Source organism: Sphingobacterium thermophilum (genome assembly GCF_039541675.1).
In the GTDB taxonomy this organism is placed as follows: Bacteria; Bacteroidota; Bacteroidia; order Sphingobacteriales; family Sphingobacteriaceae; genus Sphingobacterium; species Sphingobacterium thermophilum.
Genome location: NZ_BAABGR010000015.1, coordinates 221,202 through 242,322 on the forward strand (window position 1 = coordinate 221,202; position 21,121 = coordinate 242,322).

The 21,121-nt window shown below is 39.3% G+C and carries 9 protein-coding genes; all 9 read left to right on the plus strand.

Features of this window, described 5'->3' with window-relative positions; genetic code table 11:
* Positions 1-303: 303 nt before the first annotated feature.
* The 9 genes from ABD873_RS06975 to ABD873_RS07015 all read left to right on the plus strand — a co-directional run bounded on the left by ABD873_RS06975 (position 304) and on the right by ABD873_RS07015 (position 21,104).
* Positions 304-3,459 carry a SusC/RagA family TonB-linked outer membrane protein gene (locus ABD873_RS06975; protein ID WP_345066487.1) on the plus strand — a complete coding sequence of 1,052 codons (3,156 nt, stop codon included), beginning with the start codon at positions 304-306 and terminating at the stop codon, positions 3,457-3,459.
* 13 nt (positions 3,460-3,472) lie between these two features.
* Positions 3,473-4,867 (plus strand): RagB/SusD family nutrient uptake outer membrane protein, encoded by a 1,395-nt coding sequence (locus tag ABD873_RS06980; protein ID WP_345066490.1) that lies wholly within the window; start codon positions 3,473-3,475, stop codon positions 4,865-4,867.
* A gap of 380 nt (positions 4,868-5,247) precedes the next feature.
* A complete protein-coding gene (locus ABD873_RS06985; protein ID WP_345066493.1) occupies positions 5,248-8,436 on the plus strand; it encodes a SusC/RagA family TonB-linked outer membrane protein in 3,189 nt (1,062 codons plus the stop codon).
* An 11-nt stretch (positions 8,437-8,447) separates the two neighbouring features.
* On the plus strand, positions 8,448-9,998 hold the full coding sequence (locus ABD873_RS06990; RefSeq protein ID WP_345066496.1) for a RagB/SusD family nutrient uptake outer membrane protein: 1,551 nt from the start codon (positions 8,448-8,450) through the stop codon (positions 9,996-9,998).
* Between the two features lie 562 nt (positions 9,999-10,560).
* Positions 10,561-13,806, plus strand: coding sequence for a SusC/RagA family TonB-linked outer membrane protein (locus tag ABD873_RS06995; protein ID WP_345066499.1), 3,246 nt, complete (start codon positions 10,561-10,563; stop codon positions 13,804-13,806).
* A 12-nt stretch (positions 13,807-13,818) separates the two neighbouring features.
* Positions 13,819-15,252: a SusD/RagB family nutrient-binding outer membrane lipoprotein gene (locus tag ABD873_RS07000; protein WP_345066502.1), complete on the plus strand. Its 1,434-nt coding sequence runs from the start codon at positions 13,819-13,821 to the stop codon at positions 15,250-15,252.
* Between the two features lie 12 nt (positions 15,253-15,264).
* Positions 15,265-16,278 carry a DUF1735 domain-containing protein gene (locus ABD873_RS07005; protein ID WP_345066505.1) on the plus strand — a complete coding sequence of 338 codons (1,014 nt, stop codon included), beginning with the start codon at positions 15,265-15,267 and terminating at the stop codon, positions 16,276-16,278.
* 438 nt (positions 16,279-16,716) lie between these two features.
* Positions 16,717-19,593 carry a SusC/RagA family TonB-linked outer membrane protein gene (locus ABD873_RS07010; RefSeq protein ID WP_345066508.1) on the plus strand — a complete coding sequence of 959 codons (2,877 nt, stop codon included), beginning with the start codon at positions 16,717-16,719 and terminating at the stop codon, positions 19,591-19,593.
* A 26-nt stretch (positions 19,594-19,619) separates the two neighbouring features.
* Complete coding sequence (locus tag ABD873_RS07015) at positions 19,620-21,104, plus strand: RagB/SusD family nutrient uptake outer membrane protein (RefSeq protein WP_345066511.1); 1,485 nt, start codon at positions 19,620-19,622, stop codon at positions 21,102-21,104.
* Positions 21,105-21,121: the final 17 nt, after the last annotated feature.

Sequence of the window (21,121 nt, forward strand, 5' to 3'; positions counted from 1 at the left end):
GAAAAAGAGCGCTTATTCTTTTTAAAAATTTTTTATGACACATGATAAACCAAATTTTATTTGGTTGTTGGGCTGACTTATCAAATAAATACTTAATTATTGGGGTTTTTATACTGCAATTAGGTTTCTGCTAACTTCTTTTTAATTAAATATATTTTTTGTTGAAAAACTTGTAATAACAACTTCTAAATTATACTTTTGCTATCCGTTTGTTAAAAATTGTTAAAACAAGCGTCTATCGGAAATTGTGTATGCAATTTTTAAGGGTGTAAAAATATTTTTTTTTAAACAATTAATAAACACATGAAACAAAAATTACTCAGTTTATTTTTTGTGCTGACATGCTTAGTCGGTGTGTCTTTCGCACAAAATCGTCAAGTGAGTGGTAAAGTAACATCAGCACAAGATGGAAACCCTATAGGTGGTGTTTCTATTTCTGTTGTTGGAGCGGCTATTGCTACTCAAACGGACGCTTCCGGAAACTACAAGATTTCGGCTCCGGAGAATGCAACATTAAACTTTTCGTACGTAGGTTATGCTTCACAGCGTGTGGCTATAGCCGGTAAGAGTGTTGTAAACGTACAATTAACTCCTGAAGACAATATTTTGGAAGAAGTTGTTGTTACAGGATATGGTGTACGTCAGATTAAAGATTTGACTGGTTCTCAAGGTTCAGTAAACGGAGAGAAGCTAGCTAAAGAACCTATCTTGAGTTTTGAGCAAGCGCTTTCGGGTAAAGTTGCCGGTGTTCAAATCGGTTCTTCTGGTGGTACTTTGGGAGACGGTGTTTCAGTACGTATCCGTGGTATCAACTCTATTTCTTCCAGTTCGTTACCATTATATGTGATCGACGGTGTTCCTATGAATGCTGTTGAAAATACAAACGTTTTCAATTCAGGAAACGGTACTCGTTTCAACCCAATGTCATTAATCAACAGTAATGATATTGAATCGGTAGAAGTGTTGAAAGATGCAAGTGCTGCCGTATTGTACGGTTCAAGAGCAGCCAACGGGGTTATCCTCATCAATACTAAACGTGGTAAAAAAGGATTTACTAGTATTTCTTTTGATTCGAAGACTACGTTTAGCCAAGCTGCTAAAACTTGGGACATGTTGAATGCTGAGGATTTTATCAAAATCAGCAACGAAAAATTATTGAACGCTTCATCTAAATTTACCGGTGTCACAGAGATTGCTAAAGAAAGTGATGTAGATGGTGACGGTAAGTATGACCGTACCAACTGGATTGAAGAGATTTTCAGAACAGGTGTTGGTTATGACAACTCTGTTTCTTTATCCGGTGGTCAAGACAAAGCTAACTACTATGCTTCGGCTCGTTATTTAGATCAAAAAGGTATCTTGGTAAACAATGACCTTAAAATGGGTCAAGTGCGTTTGAATACAGATATCCGTCCTGTAAAATGGCTTAAATCAGGTATTTCTGTTTCATACACTAAAACTCAAAACAATGGGGTGCTGACAGACCGTTATGTGAATGGTTTAACAGTTTCTGCTGCTCAGGCATTCCCTACAATGGCTAAATACAATCCAAACCATACTACAGGTTATAACCTAGGTAGCACTGGTTACTTAACTTATGGAAATAACGTGCCATCTGTAAATGGTACTAACGTAGTTGGCGCCAACATCGCCCACCCATTGGCAGCTTCAGGGTTGCAAAAGAACCAAAACACTCCTGAACAGTTGTTGGGTAACATCTATGCAGAAATCCAACCTATTACAGGTTTGAAATTCACTACTAAATACGGTATTGATTATTTAAATAACTACGAACACCAATACAGCCATCCATTAATCGGTGGTTTGGGTTTTTCATACAATGGTTTGGTACAGGATAATATTCGTTACCGTAACCAATGGGTATGGCAAAACTATTTGTCTTACGATAAATCCTTCAACAAACACCGTGTATCAGCTACTTTAGGATCTGAATCTCAGTTTACTAAAGAAAAACAAATTTATGCCGGTGCTAATGATTTCAGTGATACATTCTATACTGATATTATCGACGGAACTTATACAGGTGCTATTCCGGGAACTGAAGATGTAATGCTTTGGTCTGGTGGTACAGTATTCTCTAACGGTTTACAATCATACTTCGGCCGTTTAGGATATGTATATGACAACAAATATATGGTAGAGGCAGCCTTCCGTTCGGATGCGTTCTCAGCTTTCGGTGAAAACTCTAAATGGGGTCATTTCCCATCCGTATCTGCAGGTTGGGTGGCTTCTGAAGAAGGTTTCTTCAAAGAAAACATCGATTTCATCAACTACTTAAAACTTAGAGCTAGCTACGGTACAGTAGGTAACTCAAGAGGTATTTCATCGTACGCTTCAAGAACATTGTACGGTGGTGGTGCCTACACTACATTAAACGGTTTCTCTGCATCGCAAGTAGGTAATAGCGACTTGAAATGGGAAACTTCTCAAAAACTTGATGTGGGTGTAGACTTCAATATGTTAAACAACCGCTTGAAATTTGTTGTTGACTATTACCACAATAACATTTCAGGTTTAGTGCTTCAAGCTAACCCTCCTGCAACTGTAGGTGTACCTGGAGGAACAATCTATACTAACATCGGTTCGATGAGAAATAGTGGTGTTGAGTTCACAGTGAATGCCGAAACAATGAAAAGAGGTGACTTCACTTGGACTACTTCATTCAACTTTACTACTGTAGGCAACAAAGTTACAGCCCTTGTTACTGAGAACGCTGATATCGTGGATAGCTATTCCGTAGCTAGTGTAGGTAAACGTCTTGGTACTTACAAATTGACAAGATGGGCTGGCGTCAACCCAGACAATGGAAACCCAATGTGGTATGGTGCTAACGGCGAAATCAAAGAAAAAGATCTTACTACTCAAACTTGGTATGTTGACGGTCAAAAATCATCAACAGGTTTAGTAGGTGATGACGCTGTATATCTTGATGAATCTGGATTACCAAAATACTACGGTGGTTTGGATAACAACTTTACTTACAAAAATATTGATTTCGGCTTCTCATTAGTGTACACAGGTGGTTACCACATCTACAACGCTACAAGAGCAAGTTTGATGTCAAACTACTTTGTAAACAACAGCACCGAAATTCTTGACAGATGGACCACTCCTGGACAAATCACTGACGTTCCGAAATTGTATTTGACAGAATCTACTGCAACGCAGTCTTCAACTAGATTCTTGGAAAAAGGTGATTTCTTAAGAATGCGTACTATAAGCTTAGGTTATACGTTCAAAGACCTTTCTAAATACGGTATCAGTAACCTAAGAGTTTACGGTCAAGTATATAACGCATTCGTGATTACTGGCTATAAAGGTCAAGACCCTGAGGTTAACTACACTCGTAACAATACAAATATTGGTATCAGTGTTGACAACAGATCAGTACCTCAACCAAGAACGTACACATTAGGGTTAAATATCTCATTAAGATAATAGGAAATAAACTATGAAAAAATTCAATATATTATTAGCGACAGCTTTATTATCCACTGCTTCATTCGTAGGGTGTGAAAAACAAGTTTTCGAAGAACCATATTCTTCGTTGTCGCCAGCAGATGTCTTTTCTACACCGGAACGTATAGACAAAGCCGCTGTAGGTATGTACGATGCATTGCAAAATGCGGAGTGGTTCGGTGGCCGCGTGTTGATCTATGCCGATATCCGTGGTATAGACTGTGGTGTGCCTTCTTATTTTGGGGATCTTCCAAGATTCAACGACCTTACATCACGTAACGGTACTGTAAGTTCTGCATGGACTGCAGCTTACAGAACTATCAACGAAGCAAACTTATTCCTTAAGAACTTAGCCGCGAATCCAGGGGTTGCAAAACCTGAAAATGAGAAAAAATATGTTGCTGAAGCAAAATTCATCAGAGCGCTGAACTACTTCTATGCGGTGAATCTATGGGCACAGCCATATAAATTCACACCAGATGCTTCTCACTTAGGAGTGCCTCTAGTGTTGACAGCTTCGGACGCTCCTTTTGCACCAGAAAACCAAGTGGCTCGTAATACCGTAAAAGAGGTTTACGATCAGATTATCAAAGATTTGACAGAAGCTGCTCAAGATTTGCCTGTAGCTCCAGAGACTCGTTCTATCAACTCTGTAGGTAGAGCAACACAAGGTGCTGCTCAAGCATTGTTGGCGCGTGTATACCTTTATATGCAAGATTATAACAAGGCTTTAGAATACGCAAACAAGGTTATTGCTTCTAATAAATATGCCTTGAACGAAACTCCAGAAGTAACGTTTAGAGAGTATACTACGTTGGAAAGCATCTTCTCTGTAGCACATAATGGTGGTGATAATCCTAACACAAATAACGCCTTAGGTCAACATTATGCTCCAGAAAAACGTGCCGACATCGCTATCAGTCCGGAATACGTTAACTTGATGGAAGCAACAGATTTAAGAAGAAAAAATCTGATTGTTGAGGATGATCAATTGTTCTACACTCGTAAATATACTGGTGTTCAAGACTGGGCTCCAGTATTAAGATACAGTGAAGTATTGTTGATTAAGGCTGAAGCTTTAGCAAACCTAGCTTCTAGCGTGTCACAAGAAGCTTTGGATTTAGTAAATACAGTTAGAGAACGTTCTAATGCTACTCCGGTTACAGCGACATCTAAAGCTGAGTTAATTGAAAAAATATTAACTGAACGTCGTATCGAGTTAGCATTTGAAGGTCATGGAATTTTTGAATTCTTGAGAACAGGAAGAAATATTCCGGCTCACGCAACAGTGAATGAACAACCTTTCGGTTCAGACTATGTTGTATTGCCAATTCCGTTTACGGATATTCAAAGAAACCCTAACCTTCAACAAAACAAAGGATACTAATAGAATCTATTTTATATTCTATTTACTAAAGGTCTTGGAGGAAATCCAAGACCTTTTTTTGTTGTTAAAATATAACTACGCACACTTGTAGAGTTAGAAGTTATCACTCTTTATCTATCGTATTAATATTGGCTATTGTGTTTAGTATTAATATTTTATTTTTTATTAAAGGACTTCCAGACTCGGAAGTCTTTTTTGTTGAGGGCGGTTTATGTAAAAAAGCATGTTGAGATTCAATAATAAAACATAGGTGCAAAAATATAGAAATAATTTTTATGTTTGCAGGACGAAAAATTATGGAAAGGCTTTCTTTCAGATTTAACCTTTAATTATTTATCTAAAGCACAACGATTATGAGATAAAATTTACTAAGCTTTATTGTGTTAGTAGCTAGCCTTATTGGTATAGCTTTTGGACAGAGTAGAGTGGTCAGTGGTAAAATCACTGATGTTAATGGAGTTCCATTATCCAGTGTTATTGTGACTTCTGAAGCCACTTCATCAGCAACTCAGTCTGATAATTATGGTAATTTCCAGATTTCGGTAGCTCCCGGTAGCCAGATTTCTTTTAGACTCATCGGATATGAAGAGCAAAAGATTCGCTACAATGGCGAAGCTTCTCTAAATGTAAAAATGGTGGAAACGTCCATCGGTTTAGAAGAAGTTGTCGTGACCGCATATGGTACACAAAATAAGGAGGCTATTACCGGTGCAGTAGCAAGTGTTTCGGCCAAAGATATTGAAAAGCGTCCTGTGTCTTCGGTAACTGCAGTATTAGAGGGAGCAGCACCTGGTCTTCAGGTTAACAACTCTTATGGGGAGCCTGGATCCAGCCCTAATATCCGAATTCGCGGTTATGGATCTATCAATGGATCTTCAGCTCCTGTTTATGTAGTAGATGGTGTTGTATTTGGTGGAAATATCTCTGATATAAACCCAAATGATGTGGAGTCCGTTTCTGTATTGAAGGATGCTACATCTGCTAGTTTGTATGGTAGCCGTGCGGCCAATGGTGTGATTGTAATCACCACTAAGAAAGGTAAAGCTGGCAGTTCAAACCTTAACCTAAATGTTAATTTAGGTTCTTTTTCAAGAGGAATAGCAGAGTACGACAAAGTGGATGCAAGAGACTTTATGGAGGCTGCGTGGCAGGGTTATAGAAATCAGCTAAAATCAGCTAATCCCTCATGGTCTCTTGAAAAAGCAAGTGAAGAGGCTACTAAAGGGTTGATAGATAATGTGCTTAAGACTAATATCTTTAATCTAGAGCCTGCAGAGCTGTTTTCTGCTGATGGAAAGCTTAATCCAAATGCCTACATTAAAGGTGATTATGCAAGCGACCTTGACTGGTTCAAGCCTATCTCGCGCAATGGTCTTCGTCAAGACTATACAGTAAGCGGAAGAGGAGGAAATGAAAAATCTACTTATTATTTTTCTACAAACTACTTAAATGAACAAGGGTATATTGTTACGTCCGATTTTAACCGTCTTTCAGGTCGTCTAAGTGGTGAAATTACGCCTAAATCTTGGATCAAAGCCGGTATGTCCGTAAATGCTTCTCATCAAAAAGCCAACAACACTACTGGAGAGGGATCAGGATTTACCAACCCTTGGATGTTCGCAAGAAATATTGCTCCTATATATCCTATCTACAAACACGATCCTATTACAGGAAACTATGTGTTGGATAGCGAAGGCAAAAAGATCTTCGACGATGGCGCTTCTTCCCGATTACAATATGTAGGACGTCACGTAATCTGGGAAAACAGTCTTAACCAAAATTTGATAAAACGTAATACTGTTAACACACAGGCGCATGTTGACTTTAAGTTCTTGAACAACTTTACGTTTTCAGTGCTAGGAGATCTGAACTTACGTTATAACGAGGAGCGTACGTACAACAACGCGCTTATCGGTGATGGAGCAGGTAACAATGGTCGTGCTTCTCGTACTATTTACAATTATAAAAATTATACAGGTCAACAAATTCTTAATTATGCTAACACATTTAATGCGGTGCATAACGTGGATTTGATGGCTGGTCATGAAAATTATGGTAATATATATACCTATCTATATGGTTATAAGACTAACGAAAGTTTTGCGGGTCAGAACCATTTGGTCAACTTTACCAGCATCACAAGTTTGACAGATTACGAGCAGAACGACAAGTCCGAAAGTTATTTCGGTCGTGCCCGTTACAATTTCGCAGAGAAATATTTTGCTGAAGCTTCTTTAAGACGTGATGGTACTTCGCGTGTGGCTAAGGCACATAGATGGGCTAACTTCTGGAGTTTGGGCGCTACCTGGATGATCTCTAAAGAGAAGTTTATGGAAAATCTAGGATGGCTAAACTCACTAAAGCTGCGTGCAGCAACAGGTGTGGTAGGTAGCTTAGGAAGTTTAGGCTTCTATGACTACTTAGACCTATATGCAATGGGACAAAACAACAACATGTCGGCTTTATACCGCTCTAATATCGGTAACCCAGATCTGAAATGGGAAGGCAGCCAATCATCGTCAGTAGCTTTGGAAGGACGCGCGTTCGACCGTTTGAATTTCTCTTTTGAATATTTCGACAAGCGATCAAAAGACTTGTTATTTAATGTGAACCTCCCTCTATCTGTAGGGGTAGTGAGCAATACTTCCAGCTCGGCAACCGTAAAGAAAAATATTGGTGATTTGGTGAACAGAGGTATAGAAATTTCTATAGATGGCGATATTATCCGTCATTCAGATTTTACTTGGAACCTCGGGGTTAACGCTACGTTGATTAAGAATAAGATTATTAACCTTCCTGAAGAAAATAAAGAAAATGGTATTATTTCTTCTCCATTTAAATATATGGAAGGTCATAATGTGTATGAATATTATTTACGTCAATACGCGGGTGTGGATATGTTAACAGGTCAAGCATTGTACTATGCTGATACTGAAGCATATGACCCTACAGCGACAGATCAGGCTTGGTATGAATTCCAAGAAGAAATCAATGGAGTTATCTATACCCGAAATGCCAGCTATGCTAAGCAAGAGTTTAGTGGTTCAGGTATCCCTAAAGTCATGGGAAGTATTAACACTAACCTTTCCTATAAAAACTGGAGCTTATCAGGATTGTTTACCTATTCTATAGGAGGCAAAGGATTGGACTATTCGTATATCGATCTTATGTCGTTCGGAGGAACTCCTTCAGCACTTCATGTAGATATCACCAAATCATGGAGAGAAGCACCAGCAGGTATGACGGCTACTTCTTCAGACCGAATCAATCCAAATGCCATTCCTCAAATCCACTTTACCAACTCGCAATACAACAATGCGACATCAACACGCTTCTTGTTTAACAACTCATATTTCGTTATCAAAAACATTGCTTTAGGCTATAGACTTCCTTACACTTATATAAATAAGCTAGGGCTTTCGAGAGTAAATATTTTGTTGACCGGAGAAAATCTAGCTACATTTTCGGCTAGAAAAGGATATAGCCCACAGCAAACCTTTGGTGGATATAGTCAAAATCAATTTGTTCCTTACCGAACAGTATCATTTGGTTTAAGTGTTGGATTTTAATCTTGAAAACAATGAAAATTCTAAATAGGATAAAAGTATTGGTTGCTACTGCAGTCGTATTGTCATCTTGTGCGAAAGATTATCTGGATACGGCTCCAACGAATGCTACAGGTCCAGATGTGGCCTTTGAAAATGTAGAAAATGCTAAAGCAGCAGTGAATGGGCTTGCTCGTCTAATGAAAAGACAATATTTGTCCTCTCAAGGATTCAATGGCGAGGGAACCATAAAGATGTATTACGGCAACTATATGGGGAATCATTTTACTGCCGGAGGTATGGGGAGCTCTTCGTCGTTAGTGATGAATATGGATTTCTTAGCCAATCCTACAAGTACGTACACATTCTATCCATGGTACTATTACTATATGATTATTACTAACGCCAACGCTATCATTGCTAATATTGACAATGCAAGTGGTGCGCAAAATCAAAAAGACTTCCTCAAAGCACAAGCCCTTACTTTCAGAGCTTACAGCTATATGATGCTGGCGCAAATCTATGGCGACCGTTGGGCAGATTCCAATAACGGTGCTACCAAAGCCGTAGTATTACGTGTGAACGAAGGCATCGAAGATTTGCCATTGTCGACGCTTGCCGAAACTTATGATCTCATCTATGAGGACCTAAATACAGCTATTTCGCTTTACAATTCTTCAGGCCTGGACCGTAATGCAAACAATAACTATGAGGTTAACTTGGATGTAGCATATGCTATCTATGCGAGAGCAGCATTAAATAAAGAAGATTATGTCAATGCTGAAAAATATGCTAAGCTAGCACGTGCTAAATATCCTTTGATGTCTGTAGCAGAATATAAGAGCGGCTTCTCTAATCCTAATAAGGAGTGGATCTGGTCGGTATTCGATTCCTCAGATGAAACCATCTATTTTTATTCTTACCAGGCATATATAGCTTACAACTCGACAGCAAGTGCAGTAAGAACTACACCAAAATGTATCAGTAAGGAATTGTATGACCAAATCCCGGCTACTGACATACGTAAAGATCTCTTCTTGAGCCCTACAGCAGATCCAAGTCTTGTCTTCAAGCCAAATACGGGTGAAGGAGGAGAAAATGAACTTGCTTATATCCGTGGTCTATATCCGGATATTCCTTCAAATGCCAAAGCGTATGCCTATATGCAATTCAAAATTAAGGCGAATGATATGCCTGGCGTAGGACATACCAACAACTTCCGTTCGTCAGAATTATTGCTGATAGAGGCTGAAGCTAAATACAAACAAAATAAACCTGCATCTGAAATCCAAGCCCTTCTCAACGAACTGACAAGAGATTCGGGACGTGACCCAGGATACAACTGTACCTTGACAGGACAAGCTTTGTTCGACGAGATTAAAAAATACAGAGCAATAGAATTATGGGGTGAAGGATTTGACTGGTTTGACCTAAAACGCTGGGGAGATCCTGTAAAAAGAAAAAGCTTCTCTAGCGGCGGCAACTTCGCTTCTACTTTTGCTGTTACAATTCAGCCAAATGAAAAGAACAAATGGAGAGTGGTTACCCCAGCAAAAGAAACGGATTACAATCCTTTAATAGATTAATTGTTTTTCCTAATAAAAAAGCTCCCTTAATTATTAAGGGAGCTTTTTTTGTTATGACTATTAAAAACAGTTACTGCTAGTGTTTTTCTGTCGTGCCTCCTTCAAAAAATGTTAAAATAGATTATATGTTTGCATAGTTACTTTCAAAAGAGTTCGTATATTTATATTTAAATACGAATCAAAAGTATTTTACTAAACAAAAACTACTAAACAAAAACACTAAGTTATGAGAAGCATGTTACCTAGTTACTTACTATTATTATCTATTATTAAAAGCTTACTCGTATTATTCTCAGGAAAGCTTGATAAGTCACACTTCTTTTCTTAATAGGATATCTTTTGTTTTGTTTGGTTTGTTTTGGGAAAAACGAAAGGATAGAAGCTATACGATAGATTAAAGGTTGTTCTATTACTTTGTAATAAATATAATCTTCACCAAAAGAATAATGTGCTTTACAAAGAATGGTATTTGTCGTTATAGTTTAATGAGTGTAAATTATAGTAGAATATGAATTTTATCCAATATAATTTTTTTTACTAAACAAAAACTAACAGCTTAATTATGAAACAGAAATTACTCAGTTTGATTTTTGTGCTGACCTGCTTTATAGGCGTGTCGTTTGCACAAAATAGGCAAGTGAGTGGTAAAGTGACATCGGCAGAGGATGGAAGTCCTATTGCTGGAGTTTCTGTATCTATTGTAGGGACAAACAGAGCCACTCAGACCGATCCTTCAGGAAATTATTCGATTACTGTTCCTGAGGGTTCGACATTATCTTATTCTTATCTTGGTTATGTGACGCAGCGCGTTGCTGTGGGAAGCCAATCCGTGATTAACGTGCAATTAGTTCCTGTAAGTCAGGAGCTGGAAGAAGTGGTGGTGACAGGAGCTTACGGCATCAGGCAGACTGCACGTTCTTCTACTTCCAGTGCGCAGGTGTTGGAGGCAAAAACCATTAATACCACACGTCAACCTAACCTTAACAATGCGTTAGCCGGTAAGGTAGCAGGTCTTCAGGTAAGATCGCAATCTGCGGCAGCTTTGGGACGCAACAACACTATCCGTCTAAGAGGTGCTACAGGATTGAGCACAGGTAACGATGGAGCTATCTATGTAGTAGATGGTACTATCCTGCCGAACTACGATGACCTTAGCATTGATGAGATTGAAAGTGTCACTGTAATGCAGGGACCAGCGGCAGCGGCACAGTTTGGTTCTCAAGCTGCTAATGGTGCTATAGTTATCACTACCAAGAGAGGGAAAACCGATCCCGGCTTGGGTATAGCTCTAAATCTAGGTGCTAACTTCGACAAAGCCTATATTTTACCTAACTATCAAAACTCTTATGCTGGTGGTGGTTCGGAATCTATGTATCAATATAATTGGAAACCAGGTGATCCGGAAGAATGGAAGGCTTTGGATGGAAAGTATTATCACGATTACAATGATGATGCTTCTTGGGGACCAAGAATGATTGGCCAAGAATATATTCCTTGGTATGCGTGGTATGGAGGTCACTCTCGTTCATATCAAACAGCAAAACTAACACCTCAAAAAGACAACGCAAGAGATTTCTTCGAAACAGGAGGTGCGACTAACAACAACATTGTAATCACAAAATCTGCAGACGCTTATAATCTGAGGTTTAGTTATACTAACCAATATACAAATGGTTTGTTGCCAACTACCTCATTGAATCGAAATTTATTCACCGTAAGAGGGTCTTTTGATATTAATGACCACATCACAGTGGGTGCCAATATCAACTATGTGAATAACCGTTTGTACGGAGAAATTGATGATGACTATTCTAACCAATCTACGGGAGCGTTCAATCAATGGTTCCATAGAGATTTAGATATCCATATTCTAAAAGAATTAAGAGGGTTGACAACTCCGGAAGGTATTTTTGCCAGCTGGAACCACGCCAATCCTACAGCATATAAAGCAGATGACCCTAGAAGTTTCTTCGCAGCCAACTATTGGTATAACCCATATACTTACTATGATTTGGTAGATAGAGTCAACCAACGTGACCGCTGGTATGGAGACGTTAATCTGCGTTACAAAGTTAATGATGACTTAAGTTTCTCGGCAACTTACCGTAAACAGCAGAATACAACATTCTACGAATATAAATACAGTTCACGTCTGAATGAAAGTGGTCTACAGACTACAGGAAACAACGAGTTGGCCAAAGGCTATTACGGAACAGGTAATACCTATTCCAACCGTCAAAACGTAGAAGTCGGAGCACATTACAGCAAGCAGATTCAAGACTTCACCATAAACGGTAACTTTGTCGCTGACTTCTTCCGTTCGCAATACAATGAAAACTCCGGAAATACAGTAGACGGATTAAATGTGCCAGACCTATTCACGTTAGCCAACTCCGTAAGTCAAGCTAACCAATATAACTATCGTTATAGAGAAGGATATAACGCCCTGTTGTTTAAATTAAATGTTGGCTATAAAAATATTTTATTCGCTGATGCATCGATAAGAAGTGACTGGTTCTCAACATTACCTGAGGACAACAACCAAGTTTATTCTAAATCTTTTGGTGGTGCTTTCGTGTTCTCTGATTTGTTACAAGAAAGTATGCCTTGGCTAAGCTTGGGTAAGTTGAAGTACTCTTGGGGTGAGATTCCTAAAGCATTAGGAACCAACAACACTACCTTCGGATATTACAGATATCCGGGTATGTCTTATAGTGTGGGACAATACAAATGGGGTAATAACTTCTTGATGTCTACTCCTGATGCTTTGGTTGACCCTAATATTCATGGATCAGTAAGTTCTCAACAGGACTTCGGTTTGGAATTATTTTTCTTGAGAAACAGAGTGGGGCTTACTGCTACTTATTGGACAGGTAAGGATGAAGACTATCCATATTCAGTATCTCAAAACGGTGCCAGTGGATATTCTTCTATATTGACCAATATCGGTAAAATCTCTCGTTCGGGATTTGACTTGTTATTGAAAGCTATCCCGGTAAGAACAAATGATTTTGAGTGGAATACTTCCGTGATCTGGTCACGTCTAATTAAAAATAATATTGACGAAATTACCGAAGATACCAAGCGAATCTCTGTGGAAGGGGTTTGGGGTACCACTATGCCTTATCTGACCCATAAAGAAGGGGCGCGATGGGGACAGATTTATGGTAACGGTATTAAACGTAATGAAGCCGGCATTCCAATTCTTACAGCAGCCGGATATTATCAAAACGACCCTGCAGTAGAGTTTGGTTCGGTATTGCCAATGTATACCGGAGGTTTTCAAAACAGCTTCCGTTATAAAGATTTCACATTAGGCATTGACCTGGACTTCCAATATGGAGGAAAGATGGTTTCATTATCAAACATGTGGGGATCATATTCTGGTCTGACCGCTAGAACTGCTCGCCTGAACGATAAAGGAAATCCTATACGTGATGCTGTAGCCGATGGTGGTGGTGTACGTGTGGATGGTGTAGATGAGAATAATAACCCTGTAACATTCTATATCGGCGCACAAGATTACTATCACAGTCTTTACAACAACAAGACCTTCGACGAATTTATTTACGACTTGACATTCGTTAAGTTAAGAGCTATTTCCTTTGGCTACAATATCCCTGTTCAGAAATGGAATTTGGGACGTCACATTAAAAGAGCAACGTTCTCGTTGGTGGCAAATAATCCTTTGTTGATTTACGCTACTACCAAAGATTTCGACCCTTCAGAAATTACTTATTCTGTGGGTGAAACAGGTCAGTTGCCAGGTACTAGAGGGTTTGGTTTTAATTTAAATGTTAGCTTTTAAATGAGTATAGCGATGAAAAAGAGATTCTTATATATATTACTAGGTGCCTCAATGCTCGCAACGTCATGTGACGCGCTGAGTGACTTTGGGGATATGAATGACAACCCTAACGCCACTACTCAGCCAATCACATCAGCATTGTTAACTAATGTGTTGTCTGGAGTAGCAGGGTATGCTTCAAATAATCACTATCAACCGGGATTATATGCGCAATATATTTCTGAGACACAATATACCGAGGCTTCCTTGTATTCCTTGCCTCAGAACAATTTTACCGCTTATTATTCAGGTCATTTGATGGACTTGCAGAATATTATCAATACGGATGTTGATAATCCTAATATGCAAGCTGTAGCCCAGATTGTGCAACAATATATCTTCTGGTATTTGACCGACCTGTGGGGAGACATCCCATATTCGGAAGCTTTGCAGGGTATCACACCAAAATATGACCGTCAGGAAGATATCTACAAAGGTATCTTAACGAAGCTTGCTGAAGCAGAAAGTATGTTAACCTCCTCGGCAATAATCAAAGGAGATATCGTATATAATGGAGATATTACTAAATGGAAGAAGCTGGCCAACTCTTTACGTCTGTTGGTATCTTTACAGCTCTCCAAAAAATTCCCAGGACCAAATGATTATGCTGCTACAGAGTTTAAAGCTGCTTTGAATGATCCTGATGGCGTAATCACTACCAATGAGGATAATTTTAAACTTAATTTTCCGGGAGGTAACTTCAAAAACCCTTGGCGTAATACCTACGACGGACGTAAGGACTATGCTCAAAGTAAAACGCTTACGGATATTACTGCCAACCTGAGCGATGACAGACAGCGAGCCTTTGGTGGTGCTACTGAGGATTTATCTTCTCCAAATGCATTTGCAACTTCAAATGTAGGCTTCCCTTACGGGTTGCCTCGTGCACAGGCTGAAGCTTTTGCTAGTGCCAACACCAATTTTGCAAGGGTGCTGAGAGGTGATTTCAGAACGGAAGATGCTCCATATGTAATTATCAGTGCGGGACAGGTTTACCTTGCTAGAGCAGAGGCTGCTCAACTCGGATGGACCTCTGAAAACAAGAATAATCTGTATAGAGATGGTATCACCCTTTCTTTCGAGCAGTGGGGGGAAAGTGTATCGAACTCTTACTTAAATCAATCGGGCGTAGCGTTAAATGGTACGGCTGATGATGCAAATAAAATCAGCCTTCAGCGCTATATAGCACATTATCCAGACGGAAGAATGGGATGGAATATCTGGCGTAAGTCTGGCGTGCCTTCTCTATCTCCTGCACCGGGAGCAAATCCAGGAACCGAGATTCCTAGAAGGTTTATGTATGGTTCGAACGAACAAGCGACCAATAAAGCTAATTTAGATGAAGCGGTAGCTCGAATTCCTGGTGGCCAGGATGTAATGTCTGCAAGAGTATGGTGGGATCAATAATTTAACTGTTATATGAAAAGGTATATCTTAAAATATATATTAGCCGCTTTTGTGTTGGTAGGTCTGACACAAAGCTGTGTGAAAGAGTCTTTCGAGGGAGACAATGTAGGCGATAGTGGTACTACATTCCTGAAGACTCCTAATGGAGGAGAGGTCATTCAATGGCTTTCTCCTTCCGAAAGTGTGAGAAAAGTTAAACTTTTCACTCTGTTTAAAGATGCACACAATGCGGCCGAACTGGCTCGTGTCAATACGGTAAAACTGACCATCACCCCAGCTCTTATCGATGAGTACAATGAAGAGAATGAGACGGAACTAGAACCTTTGCCTTCTGATTTCTTCACTTGGGTGCAAGAAAATGGAATTTCAGTTTCCGGTAACACAATTTCTATAGAACTGGGTAACGGTAATGCGTATGGCGAGCTGTTTATCAATCTTGATGGATCTAAATGGACAGATATGTCCACTAAATATGCTTTGGCATTCGTGATCTCCGATTATGGTGATATTACTCCAAGTTCTCAGCTGAGTGACACCATTATTGTCCAGCTGGGATTGAAGAACATGTGGGACGGTATTTATAAGTTTACCGGTACACTTACAGATGTGGTAACTCCGACAATGGAACACGTTTCGATTCAATATGCCGCTCAAGGTTATGGAGATTATACGGTAGAACTTCATACTATAGGAGAAACCAAAGTAGTATTGTTTGATGATATACTTTGGGGCGATAATACCTATCCGATTTACAGTGGAGGTTGGAGTGGATATGGATCTTTCTGTCCGGTATTCGAGTTTGACCCAGAAACAAATAAAATCATTAGTGTAACAAACTACTATGGTCAGCCGGCAAGTAATACGCGTTCAGCTGAGTTGGATCCTTCGGGTGAGAACTATTACGATCCGGAAACAAAAACATTAAAGGTTAGGTATTTTATGCTTCAGCCAAATACGGTTCCGGCAGCTCCTTATATCCGTGCAACAATAGACGAAGAATATAAGTTTGTCGGAGCAAGAGAATAATATAATTATCATTAGTGAGATACTATAACTAAAAACCAAAGGACTTGAAAATTCAAGTCCTTTGGTTTTTTTATTACATAATATAATTGCCTACAACAAGTGGTAAATAACTTGATTGGTATTTGTTTGTGTTAAAATAGTATAATATTTAATCATCTTGGGCATTATTTTTCTGATGTTCCTTTTTCCGCTATTCCGAAGTGATGGGCAAATTTTTTAAAAAAAAAATCTTAGAATGTTAAAAAATGTAAAAAAAAAAGTATATGTTATGTGGATAAACTAACTGATTGTTGAAAAAGATTACTAAACAAAAGTTGTCTAAGCAATAGCTACTTAATAACATAAACTTAATATATGAAACACAAATTACTTAGTACTATGTTTGCTATGACGTGCTTAGTAGGTTCGTCATATGCGTAAACCAAAGAAGTAAGTGGTGTGGTGACAACTGCAGATGGAAAGCCAATTAGCAGCGTTTCTGTTTCTGTCGTTGGATCTAACATTGCTACACAAACCGATGACGCTGGTAGATTCAAGCTTACTGTACCGGCGGGAGCAACACTGAATGTATCCTATGTGGGATATGTTTCACAGAGAGTGTTCATTGGCAATGCTACTACTTTGTCAATCGTTTTAAAAGAAGACGCTCAGGCTTTGGATGAAGTACTTGTTATCGGTTATGGATCGGGAACCGCTATAGGTACCCGTCTTGGATCGAAAACTACTGTTACATCCAAAGATATTGAAGGTAAACCTACTGCCAATGCTTTGGAAGCTCTCCAAGGTCGTGTTCCAGGATTGTCGGTGCTAACATCTAACGGTGAGCCGTCAGCAACACAATCTATCCGTTTGCACGGTTCAGGTTCATTGGGAGCTAGCTCGACTCCTCTTTTCGTGGTAGATGGAATTCCTGTGGATGCGGGATCTATTGTGTCTACAAATCCAGATGACTGGGAAAGTATCACCGTATTGAAAGATGCTGCCGCAACTTCTATTTATGGTTCGCGTGCTGCAAACGGTGTGATTTACTTCAAGTCAAAACAAGGTAAAGCAGGTGAAAGATCGAATATTACTGCTAGGATACAGAAAGGAACTAACGATCTAGCTTCCAGAAAGCATATCGAAAACTTCATGAATACCCAAGAGTTGCGTGCTTTCTGGTTAGAAACAGGCTTTAGAACTCAGGCACAGATCGATCAGATTTCTGCTACCTATGGCGATGATACTTTTGACTGGGGTAAGTATTATTACCGTGAAAATACATCATACGGTGAATATAATTTGAATATCTCAGGAGGTTCTCCACGTACCACCTATTTCATCAGTGGTGGCTTCTATGACCAAGAAGGTATCATGTATCGTTCAGGGTTCAAAAGAGCTACTTTAAGAAGCAATATTTCTTCTAAACTGAATGATTGGGCAAGAGTAGGCTTGAATTTGTCTGGTGGTCAAGATAAAAGACAGTCAAACCCATACAATTCAAATAATACGAATGGAGGTCTGTCTCTCTTGGCACTACCATGGTATTCTCCTTTCGACGAAAATGGAGAAGAGTATTATGGCGTGACTATTCCAGGATTAGGCAGATATTCTCCAAGATATCTGGCAGATATGATGCCAACCAACAATGTGAACCAACAGTTTAACCCGACAGCTTTTGTGGAAATTGTTCCTATTAAAGGCCTGACTATTAAGTCACAGGCGGGTATGGATTACTTCAACTATAGAATTACCTCTCTGCGTTATCCTTCCTATGCAGGTGCCTTGGGCAATGGTACTGTTAGTGAAGAATGGCAACAAGGAGCACAAAGAACCATGACAAATACGATAGATTATCGTAGCCGATTTAAGGAGGTTCATGACTTCTCCATCCTTTTTGGCCAGGAGTCTACAAAATATACTTATTCCTCATTCTCGGCAGGCGGTTCTGGCTTGACTGACGATCGATTGTTATTGTTAGGCAATACTATTGCTAATTCACGTTCGGCAGGTTCTTCGAAATCAGAGTTTGCTTATAATTCGTATTTCGGTCGTTTAGGTTATTCTTATTCCAACAAGTATTACTTTGACTTTACCTTACGTAATGATGCGTCATCACGTTTCGGTAAGAATAACAGAAATGCAACATTCTGGGCTGTAGGTTTGATGTGGGAAGCTAAGAAAGAAAACTTCTTGAAAGATGTTGATTGGTTGGATAACTTGAGCGTGAAAGCTAGTATCGGTACTCAAGGTAACTCCTCTATTGGCAACTATGAATCTTTAGCAACAGTAGGATCTACTGTTTATAACTCCGCACCAGCTTGGGGTGTAAGTGCTCCAGGTAACCCTTCATTAGCATGGGAAGAGCAAACCAAAACTACCTTAGGTATCCAAGGTGGTGTCGGTGGCGGAATTATGAACTTCAATATCGAATTCTATAAGCGTGTAACAGAAAACATGTTGGTATCAGTGCCTTACCCTTATACTTCTGGTTTCTCTGATATCACATCAAACGTGGGTTCTTTACAAAATACAGGGGTAGACGTGGACTTGGTATTTAATGTCTTCAAATCGTCTACTTACTACTTCACACCATACATCAACTTTAACTACAACAAGCAAAAGATTACAGAACTTTTCCAAGGTAAAAGTTATTGGATCGTGCCGAACACTGGTGTGAGCTGGGCTGTAGGTAAACCTGTAGAATTCTTCTATCCTATCCAAAAGGGAGTTAATCCACAGACAGGTCTTATGGAATGGTATGTTCCTGGTGAAGATATCACCGTAACAAGAAAAGACGATAGTGATGTAACATCTACATGGAACAGTACTACTCTAGCACAAAGTACAGGCTTGAAACGTCACTCTCCATTCGTAGGAGGTTTCGGATTTAGCTCAGGATACAAAGGTATCTTCTTCGATATGAGCTTTGTATTCAACAAAGATAAGTATATGATCAACAATGATAGATACTTCTTTGTTAACCCTTACAACTTTGCTGGATATAATCAGTTGAAGGATGTAATGGATTACTGGAAACAACCTGGAGATAACGCAAGATATCCTAAATATGGTACTGTTAACCAATTCGACAGTGCGCTTATCGAGGATGCTTCTTTCCTACGTATGAAACACTTAAGAGTAGGTTATGACATCCCTAAAAAATGGTTGGGGGTTCAGAACTTCTTTAGATCAGCAAAAATTTACTATCTAGGAAGAAACTTGTGGACAACAACAAAATATTCAGGTCCAGATCCTGAGGTTGATAGCAACTTAGCATTAGGGGTAAATCCAAACACTAAACAATCTGTTTTTGGTATTGAACTTCAGTTTTAATTTTAGATTATCAGAAAATGAAGAAAATGAAAAAGTATATATTAATGGGTATTGCCATTACAAGTTTGCTTAGCTCCTGTGATTTGGATTTATACCCATACAATGTGATTGAAAGCTCTCAATCATTCAAGACTGTTAGCGACGCAAAAAACTGGGCTAACCGCCTGCATTCGGATTTGCGCGGTCGAGTATATGGCCACTACATTTTGTCTCCGGATATTCAAGCTGACCAGTTGAATGCTACTTCCGATTACGGTAACAACTATGGATCTGTTCACCGTTGGACAGACCTTACGTCAGATAACTATCAAATCCGAGACAACTGGCAAGGTTACTATTCGGCGTTGATCAATGTCAATACAGCCATTGAAGGCTTTGCTACTATCTCTCCAGCTAACGCAAACGAAGAAAAAGAGTTGAAAGAGTATGTAGGTATGGCACATTTAGTACGCGCTTATTATTATTTCTTATTGAACGCGCGTTACGCGAATGCCTACAATGAAAGCACGGCTTCTTCGGACTTGTCTGTACCGCTAGTATTAACTCCGGATATTAATGCATTACCTGCGAGAAATACGGTTAAAGAAGTGTATGAGCAGATCTTGTCTGATTTGGATGTGGCAAGGACTAACTTAGCTACAAAAGCAGGAGCCGCAAACGCTTCTACCCTAAATATCGATGTGGTGACTGCCCTTGAGGCCAGAGTCAAATTGTATATGAAAGACTGGGCTGGAGCAAAAACAGCAGCAGAAACGCTAATAAATAGCAATAAATACGTTCTTTACAATACAGCAGCCGATGTAAAGAAAATGTGGCATGAAGATGCTCCAAATGAAGTGATATTTGCTCCATTCGTTTCAATCAACGAATTGCCAAATACACAAGGAGGTACTTATTTGGGATGGAACAATGGTAGCCGTCACTATGTGCCTTATTACTTGCCTTCGCAATGGGTGATTGATATGTTTGATGACAATGACTTCCGTAAGGATGCTTATTTCTTGACATCGGATAGTGTATTGTTGTCTGGAAGTTATCATACACTTACCATGGTAAACAAATATCCTGGTAACCCTAGGTTAAGAGCTGCCAATGCTGCTACAAACTATGCGCATTCACCAAAAATTTTCCGTATTGCGGAAACGATTTTGATCGCAGCTGAAGCATCTTATCATGCCAATAATCCAGATGCGGCACGAAATCATCTGAATAAGTTGCGTGAAGCCAGAGGTCTTCCAGCTTTGGCTAATACGGTGACAGGAAACAGCTTGTTGAATGAGATCAAGAATGAGCGTTTCAGAGAATTGGCATTCGAAGGATACCGCTTCGATGACTTGAAACGTTGGGGAGAAGGCTTTACCCGTAGAGATCCTCAAAATGTAAATGTTATCCAACGTGGTAATGACTTTGACACGAAGACAGTTTCTGCGAACCATAGTAAATTTACTTGGGGTATTCCAGACAGAGATGTAACTGCAAACCCTAATATTGTTCAAAACAAGGATTGGTAATCCTACAAAATAAAAGG

Bases quoted from the DNA above. Each gene is read 5' to 3' on its own strand.
- ABD873_RS06980 (WP_345066490.1), top strand. From the start codon at position 3,473: ATGAAAAAATTCAATATATTATTAGCGACAGCTTTATTATCCACTGCT.
- ABD873_RS07000 (WP_345066502.1), top strand. From the start codon at position 13,819: ATGAAAAAGAGATTCTTATATATATTACTAGGTGCCTCAATGCTCGCA.
- ABD873_RS06990 (WP_345066496.1), top strand. From the start codon at position 8,448: ATGAAAATTCTAAATAGGATAAAAGTATTGGTTGCTACTGCAGTCGTA.
- ABD873_RS06995 (WP_345066499.1), top strand. From the start codon at position 10,561: ATGAAACAGAAATTACTCAGTTTGATTTTTGTGCTGACCTGCTTTATA.
- ABD873_RS06975 (WP_345066487.1), top strand. From the start codon at position 304: ATGAAACAAAAATTACTCAGTTTATTTTTTGTGCTGACATGCTTAGTC.
- ABD873_RS07005 (WP_345066505.1), top strand. From the start codon at position 15,265: ATGAAAAGGTATATCTTAAAATATATATTAGCCGCTTTTGTGTTGGTA.
- ABD873_RS07015 (WP_345066511.1), top strand. From the start codon at position 19,620: ATGAAAAAGTATATATTAATGGGTATTGCCATTACAAGTTTGCTTAGC.